At 45.7% G+C, this 22,183-nt stretch carries 21 protein-coding genes, 1 tRNA gene and 1 pseudogene; 10 read left to right on the forward strand and 13 right to left on the reverse strand.

Going from position 1 to position 22,183, the window contains the following annotated elements; all coding sequences use genetic code 11:
• Complete coding sequence (locus B6A14_RS05780) at positions 1-624, forward strand: DUF2946 family protein (RefSeq protein WP_087909507.1); 624 nt, start codon at positions 1-3, stop codon at positions 622-624.
• Here the strand turns inward: B6A14_RS05780 and B6A14_RS05785 are convergent.
• Positions 621-2,321, reverse strand: coding sequence for a M48 family metalloprotease (locus B6A14_RS05785; RefSeq protein ID WP_087909508.1), 1,701 nt, complete (start codon positions 2,319-2,321; stop codon positions 621-623). The genes B6A14_RS05780 and B6A14_RS05785 overlap by 4 nt on opposite strands.
• Positions 2,322-2,344: 23 nt before the next feature.
• Between B6A14_RS05785 and moaC the strand changes: the two genes are divergently transcribed.
• Positions 2,345-2,821: a cyclic pyranopterin monophosphate synthase MoaC gene (gene moaC / locus B6A14_RS05790; RefSeq protein WP_087910290.1), complete on the forward strand. Its 477-nt coding sequence runs from the start codon at positions 2,345-2,347 to the stop codon at positions 2,819-2,821.
• Between the two features lie 53 nt (positions 2,822-2,874).
• Here moaC and B6A14_RS05795 read toward each other — a convergent pair whose 3' ends face one another.
• The 10 genes from B6A14_RS05795 to B6A14_RS05840 form a co-directional block, all read right to left on the reverse strand.
• Complete coding sequence (locus B6A14_RS05795) at positions 2,875-3,366, reverse strand: pilin (protein ID WP_087909509.1); 492 nt, start codon at positions 3,364-3,366, stop codon at positions 2,875-2,877.
• Positions 3,367-3,487: 121 nt separating this feature from the next.
• Positions 3,488-4,195, reverse strand: coding sequence for a TerC family protein (locus B6A14_RS05800; RefSeq protein WP_087909510.1), 708 nt, complete (start codon positions 4,193-4,195; stop codon positions 3,488-3,490).
• 111 nt (positions 4,196-4,306) lie between these two features.
• Positions 4,307-5,200: a succinate--CoA ligase subunit alpha gene (gene sucD / locus B6A14_RS05805; protein WP_087909511.1), complete on the reverse strand. Its 894-nt coding sequence runs from the start codon at positions 5,198-5,200 to the stop codon at positions 4,307-4,309.
• Positions 5,201-5,215: 15 nt separating this feature from the next.
• Positions 5,216-6,385, reverse strand: a complete 1,170-nt coding sequence (gene sucC, locus B6A14_RS05810; RefSeq protein WP_087909512.1) for an ADP-forming succinate--CoA ligase subunit beta — start codon at positions 6,383-6,385, stop codon at positions 5,216-5,218.
• A 188-nt stretch (positions 6,386-6,573) separates the two neighbouring features.
• A complete protein-coding gene (gene recX, locus B6A14_RS05815; RefSeq protein ID WP_087909513.1) occupies positions 6,574-7,101 on the reverse strand; it encodes a recombination regulator RecX in 528 nt (175 codons plus the stop codon).
• A 4-nt stretch (positions 7,102-7,105) separates the two neighbouring features.
• Positions 7,106-8,197: a recombinase RecA gene (recA, locus tag B6A14_RS05820; RefSeq protein WP_087909514.1), complete on the reverse strand. Its 1,092-nt coding sequence runs from the start codon at positions 8,195-8,197 to the stop codon at positions 7,106-7,108.
• Between the two features lie 118 nt (positions 8,198-8,315).
• Positions 8,316-8,849: a DUF2878 domain-containing protein gene (locus tag B6A14_RS05825; protein ID WP_087909515.1), complete on the reverse strand. Its 534-nt coding sequence runs from the start codon at positions 8,847-8,849 to the stop codon at positions 8,316-8,318.
• A gap of 61 nt (positions 8,850-8,910) precedes the next feature.
• Positions 8,911-8,987, reverse strand: a tRNA-Met gene (locus B6A14_RS05830).
• A 70-nt stretch (positions 8,988-9,057) separates the two neighbouring features.
• The gene (locus B6A14_RS05835; protein ID WP_087909516.1) at positions 9,058-9,870 is read right to left on the reverse strand and encodes a fumarylacetoacetate hydrolase family protein; all 813 of its coding nucleotides are present in this window, start codon (positions 9,868-9,870) and stop codon (positions 9,058-9,060) included.
• A 22-nt stretch (positions 9,871-9,892) separates the two neighbouring features.
• A complete protein-coding gene (locus tag B6A14_RS05840) occupies positions 9,893-10,303 on the reverse strand; it encodes a hypothetical protein (RefSeq protein ID WP_087909517.1) in 411 nt (136 codons plus the stop codon).
• 46 nt (positions 10,304-10,349) lie between these two features.
• Between B6A14_RS05840 and B6A14_RS05845 the strand changes: the two genes are divergently transcribed.
• Positions 10,350-10,961, forward strand: coding sequence for an MOSC domain-containing protein (locus B6A14_RS05845; protein ID WP_087909518.1), 612 nt, complete (start codon positions 10,350-10,352; stop codon positions 10,959-10,961).
• Positions 10,962-11,025: 64 nt separating this feature from the next.
• Here the strand turns inward: B6A14_RS05845 and B6A14_RS05850 are convergent.
• Positions 11,026-12,357 (reverse strand): annotated as a pseudogene (locus tag B6A14_RS05850) (MFS transporter); the annotation flags it as partial.
• 3 nt (positions 12,358-12,360) lie between these two features.
• On the opposite strand from B6A14_RS05850, the gene B6A14_RS05855 reads away from it, so the two are divergent.
• The 6 genes from B6A14_RS05855 (at position 12,361) to B6A14_RS05880 (ending at position 19,266) form a co-directional block, all read left to right on the forward strand.
• Positions 12,361-14,067: a coiled-coil domain-containing protein gene (locus B6A14_RS05855; RefSeq protein ID WP_236635673.1), complete on the forward strand. Its 1,707-nt coding sequence runs from the start codon at positions 12,361-12,363 to the stop codon at positions 14,065-14,067.
• Between the two features lie 18 nt (positions 14,068-14,085).
• Positions 14,086-15,123, forward strand: a complete 1,038-nt coding sequence (locus B6A14_RS05860) for a cell division protein ZipA C-terminal FtsZ-binding domain-containing protein (RefSeq protein WP_087910291.1) — start codon at positions 14,086-14,088, stop codon at positions 15,121-15,123.
• A gap of 9 nt (positions 15,124-15,132) precedes the next feature.
• A complete protein-coding gene (gene ligA / locus B6A14_RS05865) occupies positions 15,133-17,148 on the forward strand; it encodes an NAD-dependent DNA ligase LigA (RefSeq protein ID WP_087909519.1) in 2,016 nt (671 codons plus the stop codon).
• Between the two features lie 12 nt (positions 17,149-17,160).
• Positions 17,161-17,925: a class II aldolase/adducin family protein gene (locus B6A14_RS05870; RefSeq protein ID WP_087909520.1), complete on the forward strand. Its 765-nt coding sequence runs from the start codon at positions 17,161-17,163 to the stop codon at positions 17,923-17,925.
• A 12-nt stretch (positions 17,926-17,937) separates the two neighbouring features.
• A complete protein-coding gene (locus tag B6A14_RS05875; RefSeq protein ID WP_087909521.1) occupies positions 17,938-18,123 on the forward strand; it encodes a 4-oxalocrotonate tautomerase in 186 nt (61 codons plus the stop codon).
• 120 nt (positions 18,124-18,243) lie between these two features.
• Positions 18,244-19,266, forward strand: a complete 1,023-nt coding sequence (locus B6A14_RS05880; protein ID WP_087909522.1) for a 2-dehydropantoate 2-reductase — start codon at positions 18,244-18,246, stop codon at positions 19,264-19,266.
• Between the two features lie 58 nt (positions 19,267-19,324).
• On the opposite strand, the gene B6A14_RS05885 is transcribed toward B6A14_RS05880, so the two are convergent.
• Entirely contained in the window at positions 19,325-20,248 is a 924-nt protein-coding gene (locus B6A14_RS05885) for a LysR family transcriptional regulator (RefSeq protein WP_087909523.1), read from the reverse strand.
• A gap of 134 nt (positions 20,249-20,382) precedes the next feature.
• Between B6A14_RS05885 and gcl the strand changes: the two genes are divergently transcribed.
• Positions 20,383-22,173 carry a glyoxylate carboligase gene (gcl, locus tag B6A14_RS05890; protein WP_087909524.1) on the forward strand — a complete coding sequence of 597 codons (1,791 nt, stop codon included), beginning with the start codon at positions 20,383-20,385 and terminating at the stop codon, positions 22,171-22,173.
• Positions 22,174-22,183: the final 10 nt, after the last annotated feature.

The following is a 22,183-nucleotide window of genomic DNA, read 5'->3' on the forward strand; positions in this document are numbered from 1 at the left end:
ATGGATGAGCAAGTATTACGGTCGCTCATCAAGTGGCCTAATGTACCGGATTGCTTTGGTTGGCTTGCCTTAGATCGACGAGGACAGTGGCGCATGCGTGATGAATTCGCGCAGCAAAATAAATTGCCTGGCCAAGTAATTACTCATATAGCTTTAAATGAATTTATCTCCAGAAACTATGCCTGCGATAGCTTAGGAAGGTACTTTTTCCAGAATGGTCCGCAACGTGTATTTGTCACACTCGATGCTACACCCTGGGTTGTCCGCATCACACCAAGCAACAGTGGCTTGGAGCTGCTCACACAATGCAATACTGCAATAGAAGCAAGTGGCGCCTTCAGTGATGAGAGCGGAAATATCTACATCCTTGGAAAACTGAAACAACTCACTTACAAAGAGAAAAATGCAGGGCAGTTTTCTACAGAAGATTGTCAAACCGTAGCACTTTTACATGATCACGACTTAGATCATTTTTCTCGGCTGGCGACACTGCATGAAGAAGCTTGTAGTTTTGGTGGATCATGGCTTTGGCAAGACAAACAATTACCTTTAGATCCAATCCATTCGGAAGAGCTTGCCGATCGTTTTGATTTCATTACAAAGCCAAGCGATATCCAGCTCTAGCCCGGAATTTTGCCCTGCTCCTTGAGCTCATCTTGATATTGTCTTTGCATTTCTCGTAAGCGAGCATCAATACTAGAGCCTTGATAGTAGTCAGAGCCACCTGCTGAACGAGCAATCTTTAATTGTTCAATGGCTGATGGCCAAGCTCCTTCAAGCGCATATTTTTCTCCAAGTGCAAAATGACGCATTGGCACATTCTTAGCCTGATCGTAAGCTTTTGATAACAAACTCCACCAGACAATCTCATTTGGCTGAATTCGAGTCCGTGCTTTGAGCCAGGTAATTGCCTCATTGGTTCGACCAAGCGCTAAATTGGCATTAATCATGGCTGCTCCAGCGGCATAGGACTGGGGATAAGCTCGCAAGGTGGCTTGTGCAATCTGCAAAGCTTCTTCACCCTTACCTTTAGCCAAAACCAATTCAGATGCAGTGATGTCCAAGGATAAGCTTTGCCGTTGAATCGGTGAACCTGGGGCACTAGAGGCCTGGGCTAAATTACGGGCTTGCTGCAAATATCCTTCTACCTGATCTATCTTACCCTGACGTTGTGCAATAAGAGCTAAACCATAAAAGCCCTCCATTTGTTTACCAGCTTGAGATTGCTTACTCAAGCTTTCAAAGGTATTTTTAAGATCGTACATACCGCTAGAAGTGCCCGACTGCTCCATACGAGCTCTTGCTTTAATGAAATAAAACTCTACTGCTGTCGGAACATTACGCGTAGCAACCCGTCTTGCTCGATCTTGCATATCAGCAATGCGATCGGTTGTTAAGGGGTGGGTTCGTACGTAAGCTGGAACGCCTTTATCCATCACGCCAGTTGCTCTTTGTAAGCGCTGAAAGAAGCCTGGGGCACCGTTGACATCGTATCCACTAGCCTCCAAAATCTGAAAGCCGACACGATCTGCCTCACGCTCAGCATCTCTAGAATAAGAAAGTTGATTATCGATGGCCATTGCCTGTCCGCCCTGCATCAAACCTGCGGCGGCCGAAGGGTTACGAGACATCGCCAATGCCCCAAGCACCATACCCGCAATAGCAATCATCGTGTTGGTAGATTGCTTATCCATTTGGCGTGCGAGGTGACGTTGTAATACGTGCCCAGTTTCATGACCCATGACTGAGGCCACTTCTGAATCTGTTTCTGCACTCACCAGCAAACCCGTATGAAATCCAATGAAGCCGCCGGGCAAAGCAAACGCATTGATGCTACTGTCTTTGACTGCGAATACTTCAAAGTTATAAGCGCCACTACCTTGCTCATTGGCGCCGCCAAGCTGCAATTGTTTAGCAGCCTGCAATAAACGACGCTCCATCGCATTTAAAAAATCATAGATCGGTAGGTCATTAGAAAAATCAGGGTCAGGACGAATTTGACGCATGATCATTTCGCCATATTTTCGTTCGTCAATTCGGCTAAGAGAGTCCCCTCCAGGATCACCCATATCGGGCAAGATAATATTAGGCTGTACCTTTAGGGTGTTGCGAGCCGGCAACTTGGAGGACTGAGCCTCTGGAGACTGCATCGCTCGACCGATATTTTGGACAGCCGCAGAATTACCATCCACAGAAACATCACCAACAGGTGCTGCGGCATAAGCAGGTACAACGCCCCAGCATGACAAAGCTAGCGCTAATTGAATAGCTAAAAGACGCTGCCAAAATGAGGTTTTTCTATGGAACTTTATATCCTGCATGTCTATATGGTAAAACTTATCCCATGAACAAACTAACTCATTTTGATGAAAGTGGCCAAGCCCATATGGTAAACGTGGGTGATAAAGCCTCTACCCAAAGAATCGCTATTGCCACAGGCAAGATCAGCATGCTTCCCGATACTTTCAAGATGGTTGAAGCGGGAAGTCACAAAAAGGGAGATGTATTGGGTATCGCCAGAATTGCTGGCATTCAGGCATCAAAAAAGACCTCGGATCTTATTCCACTTTGCCATCCCCTTGCGCTAACCCACGTTAGTCTGGAGTTTCAAATCAACGCAAATGACAACAGCATTACTTGCCAAGTAAAAGCCGAAACTACAGGCCCTACTGGCGTCGAAATGGAAGCCCTCACCGCAGTTCAGGTTGCCCTCCTTACAATCTACGATATGTGCAAAGCAGTAGACCGTGGCATGGTGATGGGTGATGTGAAACTCTTAGAGAAGAGTGGTGGCAAGAGCGGGGAGTGGAGGGCTCTTTAAAATTGGCCGCTCTAGAGTGACCAATTAGTTGAGCTAGCTTCTTGCTTAAATCTTTACTTATTAATTCTGCACTCAGATGGTAGGAGTTGGGGGAGTAGATTTGTTTCCGTGGATCTACAAGACCAACCACCCGCCCAAGTTGCACCCTCTGCTTTTGATAGGTCAATGGGCTTCGGCACATTTGTGTCTGGATTATTTGTTGGAATGAGATGTAGTGTGTTTTTACCTTCTGGCGCAACGCTTACTTGATAGTCAATAGCGATGGCTCCTGATGGAGTAATTTCGATCAACTTCACACTACGGGTAGGCCCAAAGGTAAATGAACCGCTGGTAGCCTCATCCATGGCTACAGTGCCACGACTTGCAAATGCCTCTGTTACTGCAAGCTTTGCACTGGACGATAAATTCATCCCCTCAACAACCCGACTACGGGCAATGTAATCCTGATACTGAGGTACTGCAACGGCCACCAAAATACCAATGATGGCAACCACCACCATCACTTCGATTAATGTAAATCCCGACTCCTGATTTCTACTTTGCATATCTTCTTGCTCCTGAGGTGAAATGCCTCATCATCCAGTCTATACCTGTTCTGCACAAGAAATCTAGGCGTTAAAAAAGCCGGCTTTAGAGGCCGGCTTTTCTGATTTATTTGAAGTCGGATTAATGCGCTTGTTTTCCAGAATTGCGTTTTTTCATATACGTACCTACCAAAATAACAATGGCAACACCGATGACCTCAAAGGCTAATTTTGCATCACCCAAAGCCTCTTGAATGCTGTCTTTAATCGCAGGATCATCCACCAACATACCACCTGCCAGCAAGCCCAGTAAGCCTGCGCCCAAAGTAATAATGATCGGGAAACGCTCCATCACTTTTAATAGCATTGCGCTACCAAAAATGATCAAAGGAATAGACATTGCTAAGCCGATAATCAAGAGCAAGAGACGAGTTTCTTCTGGACCTTTTTGTGCCGCAGCAGCCACAGCCAAGACGTTGTCCAAACTCATCACTAAGTCAGCAATCAAGATCGTACGAATCGCTGCCCAGATGCTAGTTTTAGCTTCCATATGCTCTTCACCACCGCTATCAGATAACAACTGAATACCAATATAGAGAAGTAATAAGCCGCCAACAATTTTGAGATATGGCAATGTGAGTAAGGCAACTGCAGTAATAGTGAGCACTACGCGCAAAATAATTGCAGCAGCACTACCCCAGAAAATGGCCTTCTTTTGCTGCTCAGGCGGCAGGTTGCGTGATGCTAATGCAATCACAACTGCGTTATCGCCCGATAACAAAATATTAGCTACGATGATTGATAGAAGTGCCGCCCAGAAGGTGGCATCAGAAAAAGCTGCAAAATCCATTTTGTCTCCCTACGTTTTTTATGTTTTAACTACTTTTTTTAACTACAAATTACTGCAAAAAAGATACTGCCAAACACTATTGCTATAGCAGTATCTTTTGACTTGTCGCTATTACAACATGGCTTTCAATAAAGCTGCCATTTCTGATGGGTTCTTTGTTACTTTGAAGCCACATTCTTCCATAACAGCAAGCTTGGCATCAGCAGTATCCGCTCCGCCAGAAATCAATGCGCCGGCGTGGCCCATACGTTTTCCAGGGGGCGCTGTAACACCAGCAATGAAGCCAACTACTGGCTTTTTCATATTGTCCTTGCACCAGCGAGCAGCTTCAGCCTCATCTGGCCCGCCGATTTCACCAATCATGATGACTGCATCCGTTTCTGGATCTTCGTTGAACATTCTCATGATATCGATGTGCTTCAAGCCATTGATTGGGTCGCCACCAATACCAACCGCAGTAGATTGACCCAAGCCAACCGATGTCAACTGACCAACTGCTTCATAGGTCAAGGTACCTGAACGGCTCACAACACCAATACGACCCTTCTTATGAATATGACCAGGCATGATGCCAATCTTAATTTCATCAGGAGTGATGATACCGGGGCAGTTAGGGCCAAGTAATAAGGTTTTCTTGCCGCCAGCAGCTTCTTTAGCATGCATCTTATTGCGCACTTCAAGCATGTCACGCACAGGGATGCCTTCAGTGATACAGATCACAAAATCGAGGTCAGCTTCAACTGCTTCCCAAATCGCTGCAGCAGCACCTGGAGGAGGAACATAAATTACAGAAGTTGTGGCGCCAGTTTGGGCAGCGGCTTCTTTAACAGTCGCATAAATTGGAATGTTAAAAATAGACTCGCCGGCTTTTTTAGGATTCACACCAGCAACAAAACAATTTTTGCCGTTTGCGTATTCTTGACACTTTTCAGTATGGAACTGACCCGTCTTACCAGTAATACCTTGTGTAATGACTTTGGTGTTTTTATTGATCAAAATAGACATATTGGAATTCCTGGATTATTTGTTTTTGGCAACAGCAGCGACTACCTTAGTAGCAGCTTCAGCCATTGAATCGGCGCTGATAATTGGCAAACCAGAGTCAGCAAGAATCTTCTTGCCCAGATCTTCGTTTGTGCCCTTCATACGCACAACCAAAGGTACCGTGAGGTTTACCGCTTTACATGCTGTAACTACACCATCAGCGATCACGTCACAACGCATGATGCCGCCGAAGATGTTAACCAAAATTGCTTCAACGCTCTTATTCTTGAGCATGATCTTAAATGCTTCAGTCACTTTTTCTGCTGTCGCACCACCGCCAACGTCCAAGAAGTTTGCTGGCTCACCACCGAATAGCTTGATGGTATCCATGGTTGCCATAGCTAAACCAGCGCCATTGACTAAACAACCAATATTGCCATCTAAAGAGATGTAGGCAAGATCAAACTTAGAAGCCTCAATCTCAGCCGCATCTTCTTCATCGATATCACGGTAAGCAACGATCTCCGGATGACGGAACAGTGCGTTTGGATCAAAGTTGAACTTCGCATCCAAAGCCTTGATCTTGCCATTACCTTCAAGAATCAATGGGTTGATCTCGACTAATGAAGCATCAGTATCCCAATACGTTTTATACAAGTTCTTAAATACGTCCCGCGCCATTGGAATAGAGGCTTCAGGCACACCAATACCTTTAGCAATAGTGTCGCAATCAGCATCTGTCAAACCAATTAATGGATCAACAAATACTTTGATAATTTTTTCTGGATGAGATTCAGCAACCTCTTCAATATCCATACCACCTTCGCTAGAAGCCATGATCACATTCTTTTGTGTGCCACGGTCTGTAACGATGCTGAAGTAATACTCTTTTTTGATATCTGCGCCATCTTCAATTAAGAGGCGATTGACTTTTTGACCTTCTGGTCCTGTTTGATGAGTCTTGAGCTGCATGCCCAAAATTTCAGAAGCGTATTTCTTCACATCGTCCATGCTTCTTGCCAACTTTACGCCGCCACCTTTGCCGCGTCCACCTGCATGAATTTGTGCCTTAACAACCCATACTGGGCCGCCTAGTTTTTCAGCAGCTTTCACTGCCTCATCAACACTAAACGCAGGGATGCCGTTTGGAACAGGCACATTAAATTGGCGAAGCAGTTCTTTGCCTTGGTACTCGTGAATTTTCATAATTACTCCGAAACGGTATCTTTTTTAGCAAGCAATGAGGATTAATTAAACCGATGTTGCCTTCATCCCATACTTACCCGAGATATAGCTAAATTAGCTAAATTTGAATAAATGCGAACGGCTTGACCGACCCCGTAAGTCTATCATGCTGCAACGCCGCAATTGTCTATTTCCGATCCGTAATTGCCCTAATCGGGCCGCTGGCCGCCAATCACTCTTGCCACGACTTCAGAACTAAAACCCTTAGAGGCCAAGAAGCGGTATTGCCTTGCTCGTTCCTTCTGATCTGGAGCGGCTACACCATACTTTCGAGTCCAGAGCTCATAAGCACGTTGATATTCCGTTTCCTTGAGCCCTTCCAGAAGTTTGGCAGATTGCTTGGAATCTACTCCAGCCCTCTCTAGCTCACCCTGAATTTTTCTCATTCCATAACGTTCACTGCGCCTGCGCACTAATGCCTCAGCAAAACGCTCGTCCGAGAGCCAGCCCCTAGCCTCAAAATCATCCAGCACGGCCTCAATACTTAAGCGCCTAGTGTCTGACGCCTCTTGAGCTTGATCTCCACCTAGCTTTGCCCACCTTGCTTCTGACTCCGCAAGTTTTGCAGCTAAACCTTTGCGACTATATTCTCGGAGCGACAAAAGACGCAAAGCCCGAGCTTTGAGACTCGGGCTTTGTTTAGTTCTTTCTTTGCTTTTACTGTCTAGCTCTGACATCGAACTATTCGACTTCCTCTTCTTCGCTCAGCACATCAGTGACTACTGCTGAACCAGATTTAACACCTAACTTCTCACGAATCTTGGCTTCGATATCTTTAGCGATCGCTGGATTCTCTTTTAAGAAGTCACGCACATTATCTTTGCCTTGACCAATACGATCACCGTTATAGCTATACCAAGAACCTGATTTTTCAACAAGGTCGGCCTCAACGCCCATATCAATAATTTCGCCTTCTCTTGAAATACCAGCGCCATACATGATGTCAAAGATCGCCTCACGGAATGGTGGCGAAACCTTGTTCTTAACTACCTTCACGCGGGTTTCATTGCCAACCACTTCATCACCCTTTTTAATACTGCCGATGCGGCGAATATCCAAGCGCATAGAAGCATAGAACTTCAATGCATTACCGCCAGTAGTGGTCTCAGGGGAACCAAACATCACACCAATCTTCATGCGAATTTGGTTAATGAAAATCACAGTTGTATTGGTACGCTTAATTGCGCCGGTCAACTTACGTAGAGCTTGACTCATGAGACGAGCTTGTAAACCTGGTAATGAATCGCCCATATCGCCTTCAATCTCAGCCTTAGGAACTAAAGCTGCTACTGAGTCAATGACAATTAAATCAATTGAGCCTGAGCGCACTAAAGCATCGGCAATTTCTAAAGCTTGCTCACCTGTATCTGGCTGAGAGATCAATAAATTATTTACATCCACACCAAGGCGTGATGCGTACTGAACATCTAATGCATGCTCAGCATCGATGAACGCACAAGTACCACCAAGCTTTTGCATTTCTGCAATCGCATGCAAAGTTAATGTTGTTTTGCCAGAAGATTCTGGTCCGTAAATCTCAATCACGCGACCACGTGCCAGTCCACCAACTCCAAGCGCAATATCAAGACCGAGTGAGCCGCTTGATACCACCTGAATATCTTGACTGATTTCAGCATCGCCCAATCTCATGATCGAGCCCTTGCCAAATTGTTTTTCAATTTGTGCTAAGGCTGCTGTTAGTGCTTTTTGTTTGTCTCCACTCATTCCCTCAAATTCTGAGGAGGCTGATTTTCTTTTGTCATCCAAGGCCATTTTTAATTCCTTTTCGCTTTGTATTGGGCTTTTTCCCGAAGTTTTATCTACTGTTTCACAACTTAGAAGTTACTGTATATAAAAACAGTAGTATTTGCAAGCGACTTTTTAAAGGAATTTACGTATTTTTTACTAGGCTAGGATTGGCTACAGGTCTAAGCCAGTAGAAAAAGAGAGGCATTGCTACCGCCCAGACTAGGCTAATGAGGCCCAAACCAAGGATATGAGACCCAGAACCCCAGTTTGCCGCCCCCATTCGAATACCAGCCTCGTAAGATAAGGGACCGCTAATTGCTCCTAAAACTATTCCTAGTACAGGCTTACCATTTAGCCAAGACAGGGAGCTATTGAGGGTGCTAGCCACCAAAAGCCAGAGCGCCCACATCCATGCTGGCGATAGATAAGGAGAGGGCCATGTGCCCTTAAAGTCGAGGAACCCTGAATACATCAGAAGGCTATCGGTCAAGATCCCAAAAGACAGAACCTTTAGCAGCAAGCTTAACTCTAGCTTTGGGGTTTGGGAGCGCCAGATGTGAATAGCAATATAGGCCAGGGTTCCGATTACCGCCCAGAGCTCATGCTGATAAGCGGCGCCCAAAATGCAAGCAAACCAGCCTACTTGAAAAAAGACAAAGTTCCAAAATTTAGCCATAAGACAATTCTAGCCAGCTTAAGAAAAAAGGCCACTGCTGGTGGGCAATGGCCTTTAGATTTGGTGGCGAATCAGGGATTTGAACCCCGGACCTGCGGATTATGATTCCGTCGCTCTAACCAGCTGAGCTAATTCGCCGAATCTGAGATTTTAGCTTATTTGCTCCAAATGCTCAATTTGCCGACTTGAGATCTCGCAATACCGTGAATCAGACGATCTTAATGACTAAATCAGGCAAATTATCGATGCTGCAACGAACTACATCCCCTCGCACAACTGGCCCCACATTCTCTGGCGTTCCGGAGTAAATGATGTCTCCAGGGAATAGTTCGTTGGCTTCTGATAGTTTGGCGATTTGTTCCGCTACAGACCAAATCATCTGATCCAAATTCGCTTTTTGCTTTACCACTCCGTTCACGGAGAGTGAGATGGCGCCCTTCGTAAAGTGGCCCACTTGCGCAACAGGAAAGATTGGACCAATAGGTGCAGAGTGATCAAAAGATTTTCCAATTTCCCATGGCTTTTTTTGATCACCCATAAAGCGCTGCAAATCACGACGCGTCATATCAAGACCTAAGGCATAGCCATAAACATGGTCCAGTGCATTTTGCGGGGAAATATTTTTCCCACCAGTTTTTAATGCTGCCACTAACTCAACTTCGTAATGATAATTTTTAGTCAGCGTTGGATAAGGATGGTCCACTATCTTGTTGGGTGCTACAAACTGAATAGCATCCGTTGGCTTTTGAAAAAAGAATGGTGGCTCACGCGTAGGATCAGATCCCATCTCGCGAGCGTGCGCTGCATAATTTCTGCCAATGCAGTAAATACGGCGCACAGGAAATTCAGCATTGCCACCTGCAATCGGTATGAAGGTTTGCGCTACAACAAATGGGGTCTTCACTACGTCATCAGTCTTATGCGCCTGAACTCCAGCAACCAAGCCCGCGGAGGACAGTGAGGCAACGCCTAGCTTGATAGCATTTCGCCGACTTAGCACATCATTATTGTGATCTGACATTGTTTCACTCCTTTTAACAAATTTATTTCACCAGAAAAGTACTTACCTCTTGTTCTCGGCCATAACGCACATCCAGTTCAATTTTCTTAGCCAAAAACAGTTTCTTGAGAATCTCATCCTTATTGTCAAAAATAATCGCCGTTTGCTCAGGGTGTCGTGAGAAGGGGTCGCTTGTAACATCTACAGCCACCCCATCGATCCTGATTTGTCGAATAGAGCGTTTATAAAAGCGATCAGAGCGGATAAAAATCAGACGCTTTACATATTTATCTAAAACCAATTTCTGCCCCTGCTCATTGGTCTTGAAGTAATAAACTAACTCATCTTTACCGTTCGTAGTGACATCGCGCTCTTCATCCCATTTAGCGTGAGCCCCTTGACTCAGGAATACGCTAAAAAATATGATGGTAACTACCCTATATAGGTGCATCATTTACTCTCTTTAATTTATCGTTTGATCTTATCAGGCATTTTTACTTATGCGTCTTCTATCAATTTCTAGTGGCAAGGTATTACCCCTCCTTGGTAATCACCATCCCGATTACAAAACCGTTGCGTCAGCAATTCACAAAAAGAGCGTGAGCAATTTGCAAAACCCAAGTCCAGTTGAAATTACCGCTCTTGGGGTGCGGGGTGACGAGCAAGCAGACTTAAATGTGCATGGCGGTATTGAAAAAGCGATCTATATGTATCCAGCAGAACACTACGGTTTTTGGAACGAGTTACTAACTCGCGAAACTAAAAAGCCGACTACGCTAATGCATGGTGCCATTGGCGAGAACTTTACGATCGAGGGTCTGCTCGAAACCGAAGTCTTTGTTGGGGATAAATTGTTAATTGGCGACCTCGAATTTGTCGTCGTCAAATTGCGTGAGCCCTGCTTCAAATTCAACGCTGCTATGCGCTACAAAGGCGCTTCCAAGGCGATGTTGCAATCTGGCTTTAGCGGCTGGTACCTTCGGGTCATCAAGACTGGTGTCTTGGCTGCCGGAGCACAGATTACTGTTGCGCCTGGAGCAAGAGATATTTCCATTGCTCAGCAAAATCAAAAGCTGCTAAACAATCGAAATCAAAAAGATTTGTGGGAATAAAAAAGCCCGATCATTTTGTGATCGGGCTTTTAGATACTGCAGACTAAAGATGCTTTACATCTAATTAGTCACGTGCATAGATATCTACGTCTTTGGTTTCTTTAATAAAGAGTGTACCGATTACCAATGTCACCGTAGCGATGATGATTGGGTACCAGAGACCATAGTAAATATTACCGTTTTGCGCAACCAAGGCGAAGGCGATTGTTGGCATCAAGCCACCGAACCAACCGTTACCAATGTGGTATGGCAAGGACATAGAGGTGTAACGAATGCGGGTTGGGAACATCTCAACCAACATCGCAGCAATTGGACCATAAACCATGGTTACCAAGATCACCAAAATTACCAAGATACCCAAAATTGCAGCGTGATTGATCGCAGCAGGATCAGCCTTTGCAGGATAACCAGCAGCATTCAATGCATCACGAATTGCTTTCTTGAACTCAGCGTCTTTTGCTTTCGCATCAGCTGGAGCCATACCCTTAGCAGAGTAGCCCTGAATCTCTGTATCGCCAATCTTCACAACCGCAGTTCCACCAGCAGGGCCGGCGATAGTTGTGTAGCTAGCAGAGTTAGAGGCCATCACCTGCTTTGCAATATCGCAAGAGCTAGTGAACTTCGCAGTACCTGTTGGGTTGAACTGGAAAGTACATTCGTTCAAATCAGCAGTAATACTTGCTGGTGCAGTTGCCATCGCTTTTTCTAACGCTGGGTTAGCAAAGTGAGTCAAGCCGTTAAACAAGGACACTGGTGTGTTCGGGATATACAGAATGATAGCGATTAGCAAACCACCCATGATGATGACCTTACGGCCAATCTTGTCAGACAAGGTACCGAAAATCACGAAGAATGGTGTGCCGATTACCAATGAAGCAGCAATTAACAAGTTTGCAGTCTTAGGATCTACCTTCAATACTTGAGTCAGGTAGAACAAGGCATAGAACTGGCCTGTGTACCAAACCACCGCTTGACCTGCAACCAGACCAAACAATGCCAAGATAACAATCTTCAAGTTCTTCCATTGACCGAATGACTCTGTCAAAGGAGCTTTGGAGAGTTTGCCTTCTTCCTTCATCTTCTTAAAGGCTGGGGATTCGTTCATCGATAAACGGATGTATACAGAAACGCCCAACAATACGATGGAGAGGAGGAATGGAACACGCCAGCCCCAAACATCAAAGTCTGGACCAGTAAATTCACGTGTGAACAAAATCACGAGCAAGGAAAGGAACAAACCTAAAGTAGCAGTTGTTTGAATCCAAGCTGTGTAGGCACCACGCTTACCATGAGGCGCATGTTCTGCAACGTAAGTAGCAGCACCACCGTACTCACCGCCCAAAGCTAAACCTTGAAGCATACGTAATGCAATCAAGATTACTGGAGCAGCAACACCNNTGTGTTGCAAGAGTGGTTGGACAATATTTATATTTCTAGCAGCCTAGAGGATGCTTTGCATCGTCGCGAGAAATTGCCAGCGGGCGGTGCTTTTGTAACCCAACAGGGTCACCTAGTTAGTCGCGTTAGCGTTCAGCTCTATGCTGCAGACTCTGAGCAAGCCGGTATGTTGGCTCGTGCGCAGGAGATGGAGAGTCTTGAAAAGCAATTGCGCGCACAAAAACTTATGCAAAGTGAGTTGCAGGGCGAACTAGATCAATGTTCTGCAAATTATCAAGCTGCGCACCAGGCAGCAGAGCAAGCGCGTATTCATGCTGAACATGCTGTTCAAGAAGCGCATGGTTTTGAAGTAGAGAGAATGCAGCTTACCCAGGCTGAAGAGCAATATAGCCAACGCGCTGCTCAAATTCAGGGTGAGTTATCAGAGCTGAATCAACAAATGACGCAGCTCAGCGCAAATAAAGAGCAGTCTGCTGCAGAGTTGACTCAAGCAGAGCAATCTAAGCAGGAGCTTCAAGAGTCTCTTCAGGCAGCCCAAGATAAATTAGAGCTCTCTACGCAAGAGCGTGATCGTTTACGTGAATCTCTTCGTGCTGCCGAGATGGCTGCACAAGAAGCAGCATTTGCAACTCGCTCATTACAGCAACGCATTGCTGATTTGCAACGTGATCAAAGTACAGCGCGTACTCAGATCATGGAGATTCAGGATAAGCATGACTTGGCTACCCAAGAATTAGCTACTTTGAGTGATGAAGAGGCGCAAGATAAATTACAAGGCTTGTTGCTAGCACGAAGTGCGCGTGAGGCTGCCCTAGCAAATGCTCGTACAGAACAAGATGCTTTATTGCATCAATTGCGTGAGGCTGATGAGGCTCGTATGCAAGTTGAGCGTGGCTTGCAGCCAATGCGCGATAAGGTTGTTGATTTGCAATTACGTGAACAAGCTGCCCGCTTGAACTTTGAGCAATTTGCAACTTTGTTATCGGATGCAGAGGCTGATCTCAGTGCGCTCGAGGCCAATTTCAGTCCAGACTTAAAAGTAGGCGCGCTTCAAACTGAAGTGAATCGCTTGAATACTGAAATTCAATCTTTAGGTCCAGTGAACATGGCGGCCCTTGATGAGTTAGCCAGTTCAAGAGAGCGTAAGCAGTTCTTGGATGCGCAATCTGCTGACTTGAATGAAGCAATGCAAACCTTGACGGATGCGATTGCCAAGATTGATGCTGAGACACGGGATTTATTGCAGGGCACTTTTGACCAGGTCAATGGTCACTTCGGCAAACTCTTCCCAGAATTATTTGGTGGTGGACACGCTGAGCTGGTCATGACTGGCGAAGAGATTTTGGATGCTGGTGTTCAGGTAATGGCACAGCCTCCAGGTAAAAAGAATAGCTCTATTTACCTACTCTCTGGTGGTGAGAAAGCTTTGACAGCAATTGCTTTAGTTTTCTCACTCTTCCTTTTGAATCCGGCACCATTCTGCTTGCTAGATGAGGTGGATGCACCATTGGATGACGCAAATACCTTGCGCTATTCACAGCTAGTTGCCAAAATGTCAGATAAGACACAATTTTTGTTTATCTCTCATAACAAGATCACTATGGAAATTGCTCATCAACTGATTGGCGTCACCATGCAAGAGCAGGGTGTATCCAGAATTGTGGCGGTAGATATTGCATCTGCTGTATCGATGGTGGAGGCTGCCTAAGTGTACGTAGAACAAATCATGACAACATTAGGTTTGTCTGATTTGCAATTCGCTTTGGCCGCAATTGGACTACTGATTGTGATATCAGTAGCCATTCTGAATTTTAAATACGCCCGCGCTCGCCGTAAAGTAAATGAGCACGTTGAATTTTCCGATGATCGTATTCGTCGTGAACCAGGTTTTACTGAGTCAGATGCGGAGCGAGCTGAGCCAAGTTTCGGGGCCGCCTCAATAGCAAGCTCTGCCCCAGAGAAATTTACCATTGATCCTCGTATCGACTGCGTCATTACTCTTCGATTTGACGAGGCCATCGCTGGATCAGAGATCTTGGAAGAGCTGAATGACTGGACTGACTCGCAGGTACAGGCCAATGCACGATGGATTTGTGAGGGATTAAATGCAGACCAAGATGCTGCTGAGAGCTGGGAAGAGCTCAAGCCTGAATCCTCCTATGCCGAGCTGCAGCTAGCAATTCAATTGGCAAGTCGTCGTGGAGCGATTGGAGTACTGGAGTTATCAGATTTCTGTTCACGCGCACAAGCGCTTGCTGAAACTTTGGGCTCTCAGATTGATATGCCGAGCGTGAACACGATGCTAGAAAGCGCTAAAGAATTGGATGTGATGGCGGCTGATAGCGATATCCAATTAAGTATTAACGTTTTATTTGATGAGCCATGCCCGTGGGGTAATTTTGATGCTCTGATGCGTCAACGTGGTTTCAAGTTGGCTCGCAATGGCAGGCAATATGAGTTCTATAGCAATGGGACACTCATTTTTAATAGTGCCGATTTAGATCCCAACTCGCCTGTTTCACAACTCACTTTATTACTCGAGGTTCCATTAGTCTCCCAGGAGCAGCGTGCATTCGAACGAATGCTAAGTGAAGGTGTTGAGATTTCTCAGGCCGCTCATGGCCGCTTAGTGGATGACAATGGAATTAATCTGAGTGAGACTGCAGTGGTGAGTATTCATCAGCATCTCGATGTCCTTTATGCCAATCTTGAGAAATCCGGTATTGCTGCTGGATCTTCTGCAGCTAGCAGACTATTTAGCTAGGAAATTGCCTTGTCGTCCAACAGTCCGACAAATTTAGCGGAGCGTTACGCATTCTTGCAGGCAGAGCTCGCACGCTTAGAGCATGCTTACTACGTACTTGATAATCCGCTTTTACCTGATATTGAGTATGACCGCCTTTATCGTGAGTTATTAGATATTGAGGCGGCACATCCAGAGTGGATTACTTCAGAGTCTTTATCTCAAAGAGTGGGTGGTACCGCTTTAAAAGAGTTTGATTCGGTAACGCACGAAGTACCGATGCTCTCTCTCAATAATGCTTTTGAAGAGTCAGAGCTGGTTGCGTTTGATCGGCGCTGTCGTGAAGGCTTACATCTAGAGCACGTTGCTTATGCCGGTGAGTTGAAGTTTGATGGTTTAGCTATCTCGCTGCGTTATGAAAATGGTTCCCTAGTCACAGCGGCAACTCGGGGGGATGGTGCTAGCGGCGAAGATGTTACCGCCAACATTAAAACTATTCGTGCTATTCCATTGAAATTGACTGGTAAGAACATTCCAAAGGTATTGGAAGTGCGCGGTGAGGTCTTTATGTATCTGAAAGACTTCGAGAAAATGAATAGACAGGCAGCAGATCTGGGAGAAAAAGAGTTTGCTAATCCCCGTAATGCTGCAGCCGGTAGCTTGCGCCAATTAGATTCCAAGATCACCGCCAAAAGACCACTCTCTTTCTTTGCTTATGGCTTAGGTGCTCTTGAGCCACAGTCATGGCTACCAAGAACCCATGAAGAGTTACTGAATGATTATGTAGAGCTGGGATTGCCTGTTTGCTCAGAGCGAAGAGTGCTGAACTCCGTACAAGAGATTCTTAATTTCTACAATGAGATTGGCGCAAAGAGGGATTCTCTTCCATACGATATTGATGGCGTCGTTTACAAAGTGAATTCATTTGCAGAACAAGCTAAATTAGGTTTTGTATCCAGGGCGCCACGATTTGCATTGGCCCATAAGTACCCGGCACAAGAAGCGCTTACCACTGTTTTGGGTATTGATGTTCAAGTAGGCCGCACAGGGGCAATTACTCCGGTAGCTAGACTGGCGCCAGTAGAGGTAGGTGGCGTCACCGTTACCAATGCCACTCTTCATAACGAGGATGAAGTTAAGCGTAAGGATGTACGTATTGGCGATACCGTTTCTGTGCGAAGAGCTGGTGACGTGATCCCAGAGGTAGTTTCGGTAATTAAAGATCGTAGACCTGCCAATACAACAGAATTTGTAATGCCAACGAACTGTCCAGTATGTGATTCGCACATAGAGCGCTTGGCAGATGAGGCAGTAGCACGTTGTAGTGGTGGACTATTTTGTGGGGCGCAGCGCAAGCAAGCATTAATTCACTTTGCCCACAGAAGAGCGCTCGATATCGAAGGCCTAGGAGAAAAGATTGTTGATCAATTGGTTGATCAAAATCTAGTGAGAACTCCTGCAGACCTGTACAAATTAGGATTTACGGCTCTAGCCAATCTGGAGCGTATGGGCGATAAATCCGCTGATAATCTGATTCAGGCAATCAACCAATCCAGAAACACGACTCTAGCCAGATTTATCTTTGCTCTAGGTATTCGTCATGTTGGCGAGACCACCGCAAAGGATTTGGCCAATCATTACCAATCTATGCATGCATTAATGGACGCAGGTATGGAGGATTTGCTCACCGTGAAAGATGTTGGGCCAGTCGTGGCAGATTCCATTATGAGTTTTATGCAAGAGGCCCATAACCGCGAGGTGATTGAGCAGCTCCTAGCATCAGGCATGCAACTCGCAGTAGAGGAAAGGGTGATTAGTGCAGCGGTAGCAGGCAAGACCTTTGTATTAACTGGTACATTTCCAACGATGACAAGGGATGAGGCCAAAGATCTCCTAGAAAAAGCGGGCGCTAAAGTGGCTGGATCAGTTTCTAAGAAAACCGACTATGTTGTGGCCGGATCAGATGCTGGTAGCAAGCTAACCAAAGCTGAAGATTTAGGCGTGCCGGTGATTGACGAAGCAGCAATGCTCGATTTATTGAAGTAGATCGCATTTGATATGAACTCACTAAAGCAAACATTCCATCTCAATTCAGAACACTGGGTTAGCTTAGGTCCTATTTCCGATCAGGAGAAGCAGGTTCGAATTGATTTAGCCACTGCTTATCAATTGGCGTGTTTAAAAAATTGGGATGATGGTATTTATACGCATATTTCAGCTTCAGTCCCAGGCGAAGATGGCGCCTATCTGCTGAATCGATTTGGTTTGCGATTTAATGAAGTCACTCCGCAAAATTTAGTGAAGGTAAATCTTCAGTGTCAGATATTGGCAGGAGAGGGGCCTGTAAATCAGACGGGATTTGCAATCCATGGCGCAGTCCATGCTGCACGCCCAGATGCCAAGTGTGTATTGCATCTGCATGTAGATTCAGTAATCGCTGTATCAGCCCAAACTCAAGGTCTTTTACCAATTTCACAGCATGCATTGCGTTTTTATGAAGATATGGCTTATCACCACTATCAAGGCCTGGCGCTATCTTCTGATGAGCAAGCGGATTTAGTGAAAAGTTTAGGCCATAAAAAAGCAATCCTTTTGCATAATCATGGGAGCATTGTGTGTGGATCGTCTGTGCAACAAGCCTTTTATCTGATGGATGTTTTAGATAAAGCCTGCAAGATCCAAGTTTTATCAGGATCTAGTACAGATTTGATCCGCCCATCTCAAAAGATTTTCGAATTAACTTATAAACAGCTTTGTAGTGATGGTGATGAAGAGGGTCAGCTTGAATGGCCTGCGTATCAAAGAATTTTGTTAGCTAGCTAAGAGGAGAAAAGAATGCCATTAATTCAGGTGCAATTATTTGAGGGTCGTAGCGATGACGTGAAGCGCGAATATGCCAAGGCCATTACAGAGGCTGCGGTAAACATTATGGGTTGCACTGCAGCATCAGTTGATGTGATCTATCAGGATGTCAAAAAGTCCGACTGGGCAACTGCAGGAAAGTTGTGGAGTGATTCCTAGCTAGTAAAAGCGCACATATTCCTTATAGGAATATGTCATATTGCATCCCTGGTATTCACAACGCTGAAGACTTTGCGGAAGATGCCCCTAATCTAATTTTTTTATTTCTGAGGGGGCTGTATGAAAATCTGCGTCATTGGGGGTGGTGGAGCAATTGGTGGTTATTTAGCCGCTAGGTTAGCTAGAGCAGGAAATCAAGTAACGGTTGTGGCTAGAGGTAAAACCTTAGAGGCCATCCATAAAAATGGCATAACCCTTTTTATGGAAGACGAGCCTCGTCCGATTGTTGCTCGCGTCACCGCAGTAGAGAAAATTCGTGATGCTGGCACACCAGATGTTGTCATCTTGGCCGTTAAAGCGCATCAAATTGAGCCTATCGTCGATGACTTAGCAAGCATCGTTGGTCCTGAGACGGTTGTTATCCCAATGCAGAACGGTATTCCTTGGTGGTATTTCCAAAATCTGCCGGGCCAATTTGAAGACTTGCCAGTAGAGACGGTAGATGCTGGTGGGCAGATTATGAATAAAATTAATCCACGCAATGTGATCGGTTGCGTTGTGTACCCAGCTACTTATGCTGAATCCCCAGGTGTTATCCGTCACGTTGAGGGTAATCGTTTCCCATTGGGTGAGCTTGACGGTTCTCAGTCTGAACGTATTCAAAAAATTTCTCAGGTCATGGCTGATGCTGGCTTTAAGTCTCCGATCTTGGAAGACATTCGCTCAGAAATTTGGCTCAAGCTTTGGGGCAATATGACTTTTAATCCGATTAGTGCACTCACCCATGAGCATCTAGAGGGAATTTGCAAAAATCCTCTGACTAAAGATTTAGCGCGCTGCATGATGCAAGAGGCGCAAACTATTGCCGAAAAGTTGGGTGTTGTATTTCGAGTAGATATTGAGAGACGAATTTCTGGAGCGGAAAAGGTCGGCAAGCATAAAACATCGATGCTTCAGGATCTTGAGGCTGGCAATAGTTTAGAAATTGATGCCTTGCTTGGCTCTGTGATTGAGCTTGGACACATCACCAAGACGCCAATGCCTTGTTTAAGTACAGTATTTGCCTTGACGAAGCTATTAAATACCAAGGTTCAAACCTCACAAGGTAGATTAGCGCTACCCGAACTTGCTCTCGAGCACTAGTTCCAAAGAAGTCCTGTAGTTCTATGTTGTGTTTTCCCGTCTTCGTGACGGGATTTTTTTATTCAGACTTTGCTGCGGGCAATCCCTTCCACCACTCCCCTTTAAATTGGCCTTGAAGCCAATCAATGCATCGACCCACTTTAGTCGGCACGTGCTTGGGGGATGAGAACACTGCATGAATTTCTTGGCTTGGTAAGGACCAATCTTCAAGGATGGGTTTCAATATCCCATCTTTGATGGACTGATGAGCCACGTAAGAGGGCAGGGCAGCTAAGCCCATGCCGGCTCTTGCGGCAGATAAGATCGACGAGAGGTTGTTGGACGTGAATGGTCCTTTCACCTCAATAGATTCCGACTGGCCTGATTTACCGGTGAAATTCCAGCGATGGTCAGCCTGAACGGTGGAATAGATGAGTGCCCGGTGTCGCTGAATATCTTCCGGTGCCTGGGGTACGGAATGATCGTTCAGATATTGTGGGGTAGCTACCAAGACCCAGGGATTAGTCCCCAAAAATCTGGAACCTAGAGAAGAGTCAGGCAGTCGCCTCATGCGGATTGCCAAATCAACACCTTGTTCAACTAGATTGATATATCGATCATCCATATTGAGATTGACTTCTAGTTCTGGATGTTGAGACATAAATTCGAGAATCGAAGGCGTTAGAACCCGACGTCCAAAAGCAACAGAGGAGCTTATTGTTAACTTCCCACGCACTTTTGATTGCATTAATGAGGCAATGTCATCAGCTTCTTCAATCTCACGGGCAATCAACTTGCACTTTTCGTAATAAATCTTCCCGATTTCGGTAGGGGTCACTCCGCGCGTGCTGCGATGCAGCAATAATGCCCCCAGGCGCTTCTCCATCGAGGCAACAAATTTAGTGGCAGTAGGCTGAGTAATGCCAAGGTCTTCAGCAGCTTTGCTAAATGAGCCCGTTTCCACTACTCGAATAAAGAGGGATATGCCTTGTACGCGATCCATTCAGGGGTTTTTCCAGTGGCGATACATGATTTTTACACTATTCCATGGCGGAATACTAGATATAGATTTGGTGAGGTTCTCAATAGGGATGAATTTGAGGATGATTCGTCCATATCTATACGAGGAGATGATTCATGGCAAAGATGAAGGCAGCAATGGCAGCAGTGTTGGTGATGGAAAAAGAAGGCGTTACTCAAGCCTTTGGCGTACCAGGAGCTGCAATTAATCCCTTATATGCCCAAATGCGCGAGCGTCAGTCGATTGCTCACGTATTAGCAAGGCACGTAGAGGGCGCCTCTCATATGGCAGAGGGCTATACCAGAGCTGCCCCAGGAAATATCGGCGTATGTATTGGTACCTCAGGCCCAGGCGGCACAGACATGATTACCGGCTTGTATTCTGCACAGGCTGATAGCATTCCAATTTTATGTATTACTGGCCAAGCACCACGCGCTAAGTTGCATAAGGAAGATTTCCAAGCGGTGGACATTGCCTCGATCGCTAAACCTTTAACCAAGATGGCTGTTACTGTTCTTGAGCCAGCATTAGTTCCCCGAGTTTTTCAGCAAGCATTTCATTTAATGCGCTCAGGTCGTCCGGGTCCAGTTTTGATCGATTTGCCAATTGATGTACAGATGGCAGAGATTGAATTTGATATCGATACCTATGAGCCATTGCCTGCCTATAAACCACAGGCAACTCGCAAGCAAATTGAAAGAGCGCTGGAAATGCTCAATGAATCAGAGCGTCCATTAATTGTTTCTGGTGGTGGCGTGATTAATTCTGACGCTTCAGATCAGTTGGTTCAGTTTGCAGAAATTGCTGGTATTCCTGTTATCCCAACATTGATGGGCTGGGGCTCAATCCCTGATAGCCATCCTTTGATGGCCGGTATGGTCGGTTTGCAAACATCACATCGCTATGGTAACGCCACCATGTTAGCTAGTGATTTTGTTCTGGGTATCGGTAACCGTTGGGCGAATCGTCATACTGGTTCAACTGAGGTTTACTGTAAAGGCCGCAAGTTTATCCACGTTGATATTGAGCCCACCCAAATTGGCAGAATCTTTACTCCTGACTTTGGTATCGTGTCCGATGCGAAAGCTGCACTAGATCTTTTCATTGAAGTTGCGACAGAGATGAAAAAAGCTGGCAAGCTCAAAGATAGATCAGAGTGGGCAGCCGAGTGCTTGGGTAGAAAAAATTCTATCGACTATCAGCGCAAGACAAACTTCAACGAGTCTCCAATGAAGCCGCAGCGCGTTTATCAAGAGATGGTTCAGACATTTGGTGAAGATGTAACTTATGTGAGCACGATTGGCTTGTCACAGATTGCCGGCGCTCAGTTCTTGAAGGTATTTAAGCCACGTCATTGGATTAACTGTGGACAAGCTGGCCCGTTAGGCTGGACAGTGCCAGCTGCTTTAGGTGTACGCGCTGCTGATCCGACTCGTAAGATTGTTGCGCTCTCAGGCGACTATGACTTCCAATTCATGATTGAAGAGCTTGCCGTTGGTGCGCAATTTAAATTACCTTTCATCCAAATCTTAGTAAACAACAGTTACCTTGGCTTGATCCGTCAAGCGCAGCGTGGATTTGAGATGGATTACTGCGTGCAATTAGCCTTTGATAACGTCAATATTCCGGAAAGTGCTGGCATTGTGAAGGGCTACGGCGTAGATCACGTGAAAGTGGTTGAGGGCCTTGGTTGCAAAGCAATTCGAGTAGAGCGCGAAGATCAATTGGCTCCAGCAATTGCTCAAGCAGAGGCATGGATCGCTGAATTTAGAGTGCCGGTAGTCGTAGAGGTCATCCTTGAGCGAGTTACCAATATTGCGATGGGTGCAGAGATTGACAGCGTGAATGAATTTGAGCCTGTCGCCAAATCTATCGAAGATGCACCAGTAGCAGTACTGCAGTCTTAATTGATCCATA

The sequence above is a fragment of the Polynucleobacter hirudinilacicola genome, from assembly GCF_002192535.1.
GTDB classification, from domain to species: domain Bacteria; phylum Pseudomonadota; class Gammaproteobacteria; order Burkholderiales; family Burkholderiaceae; genus Polynucleobacter; species Polynucleobacter hirudinilacicola.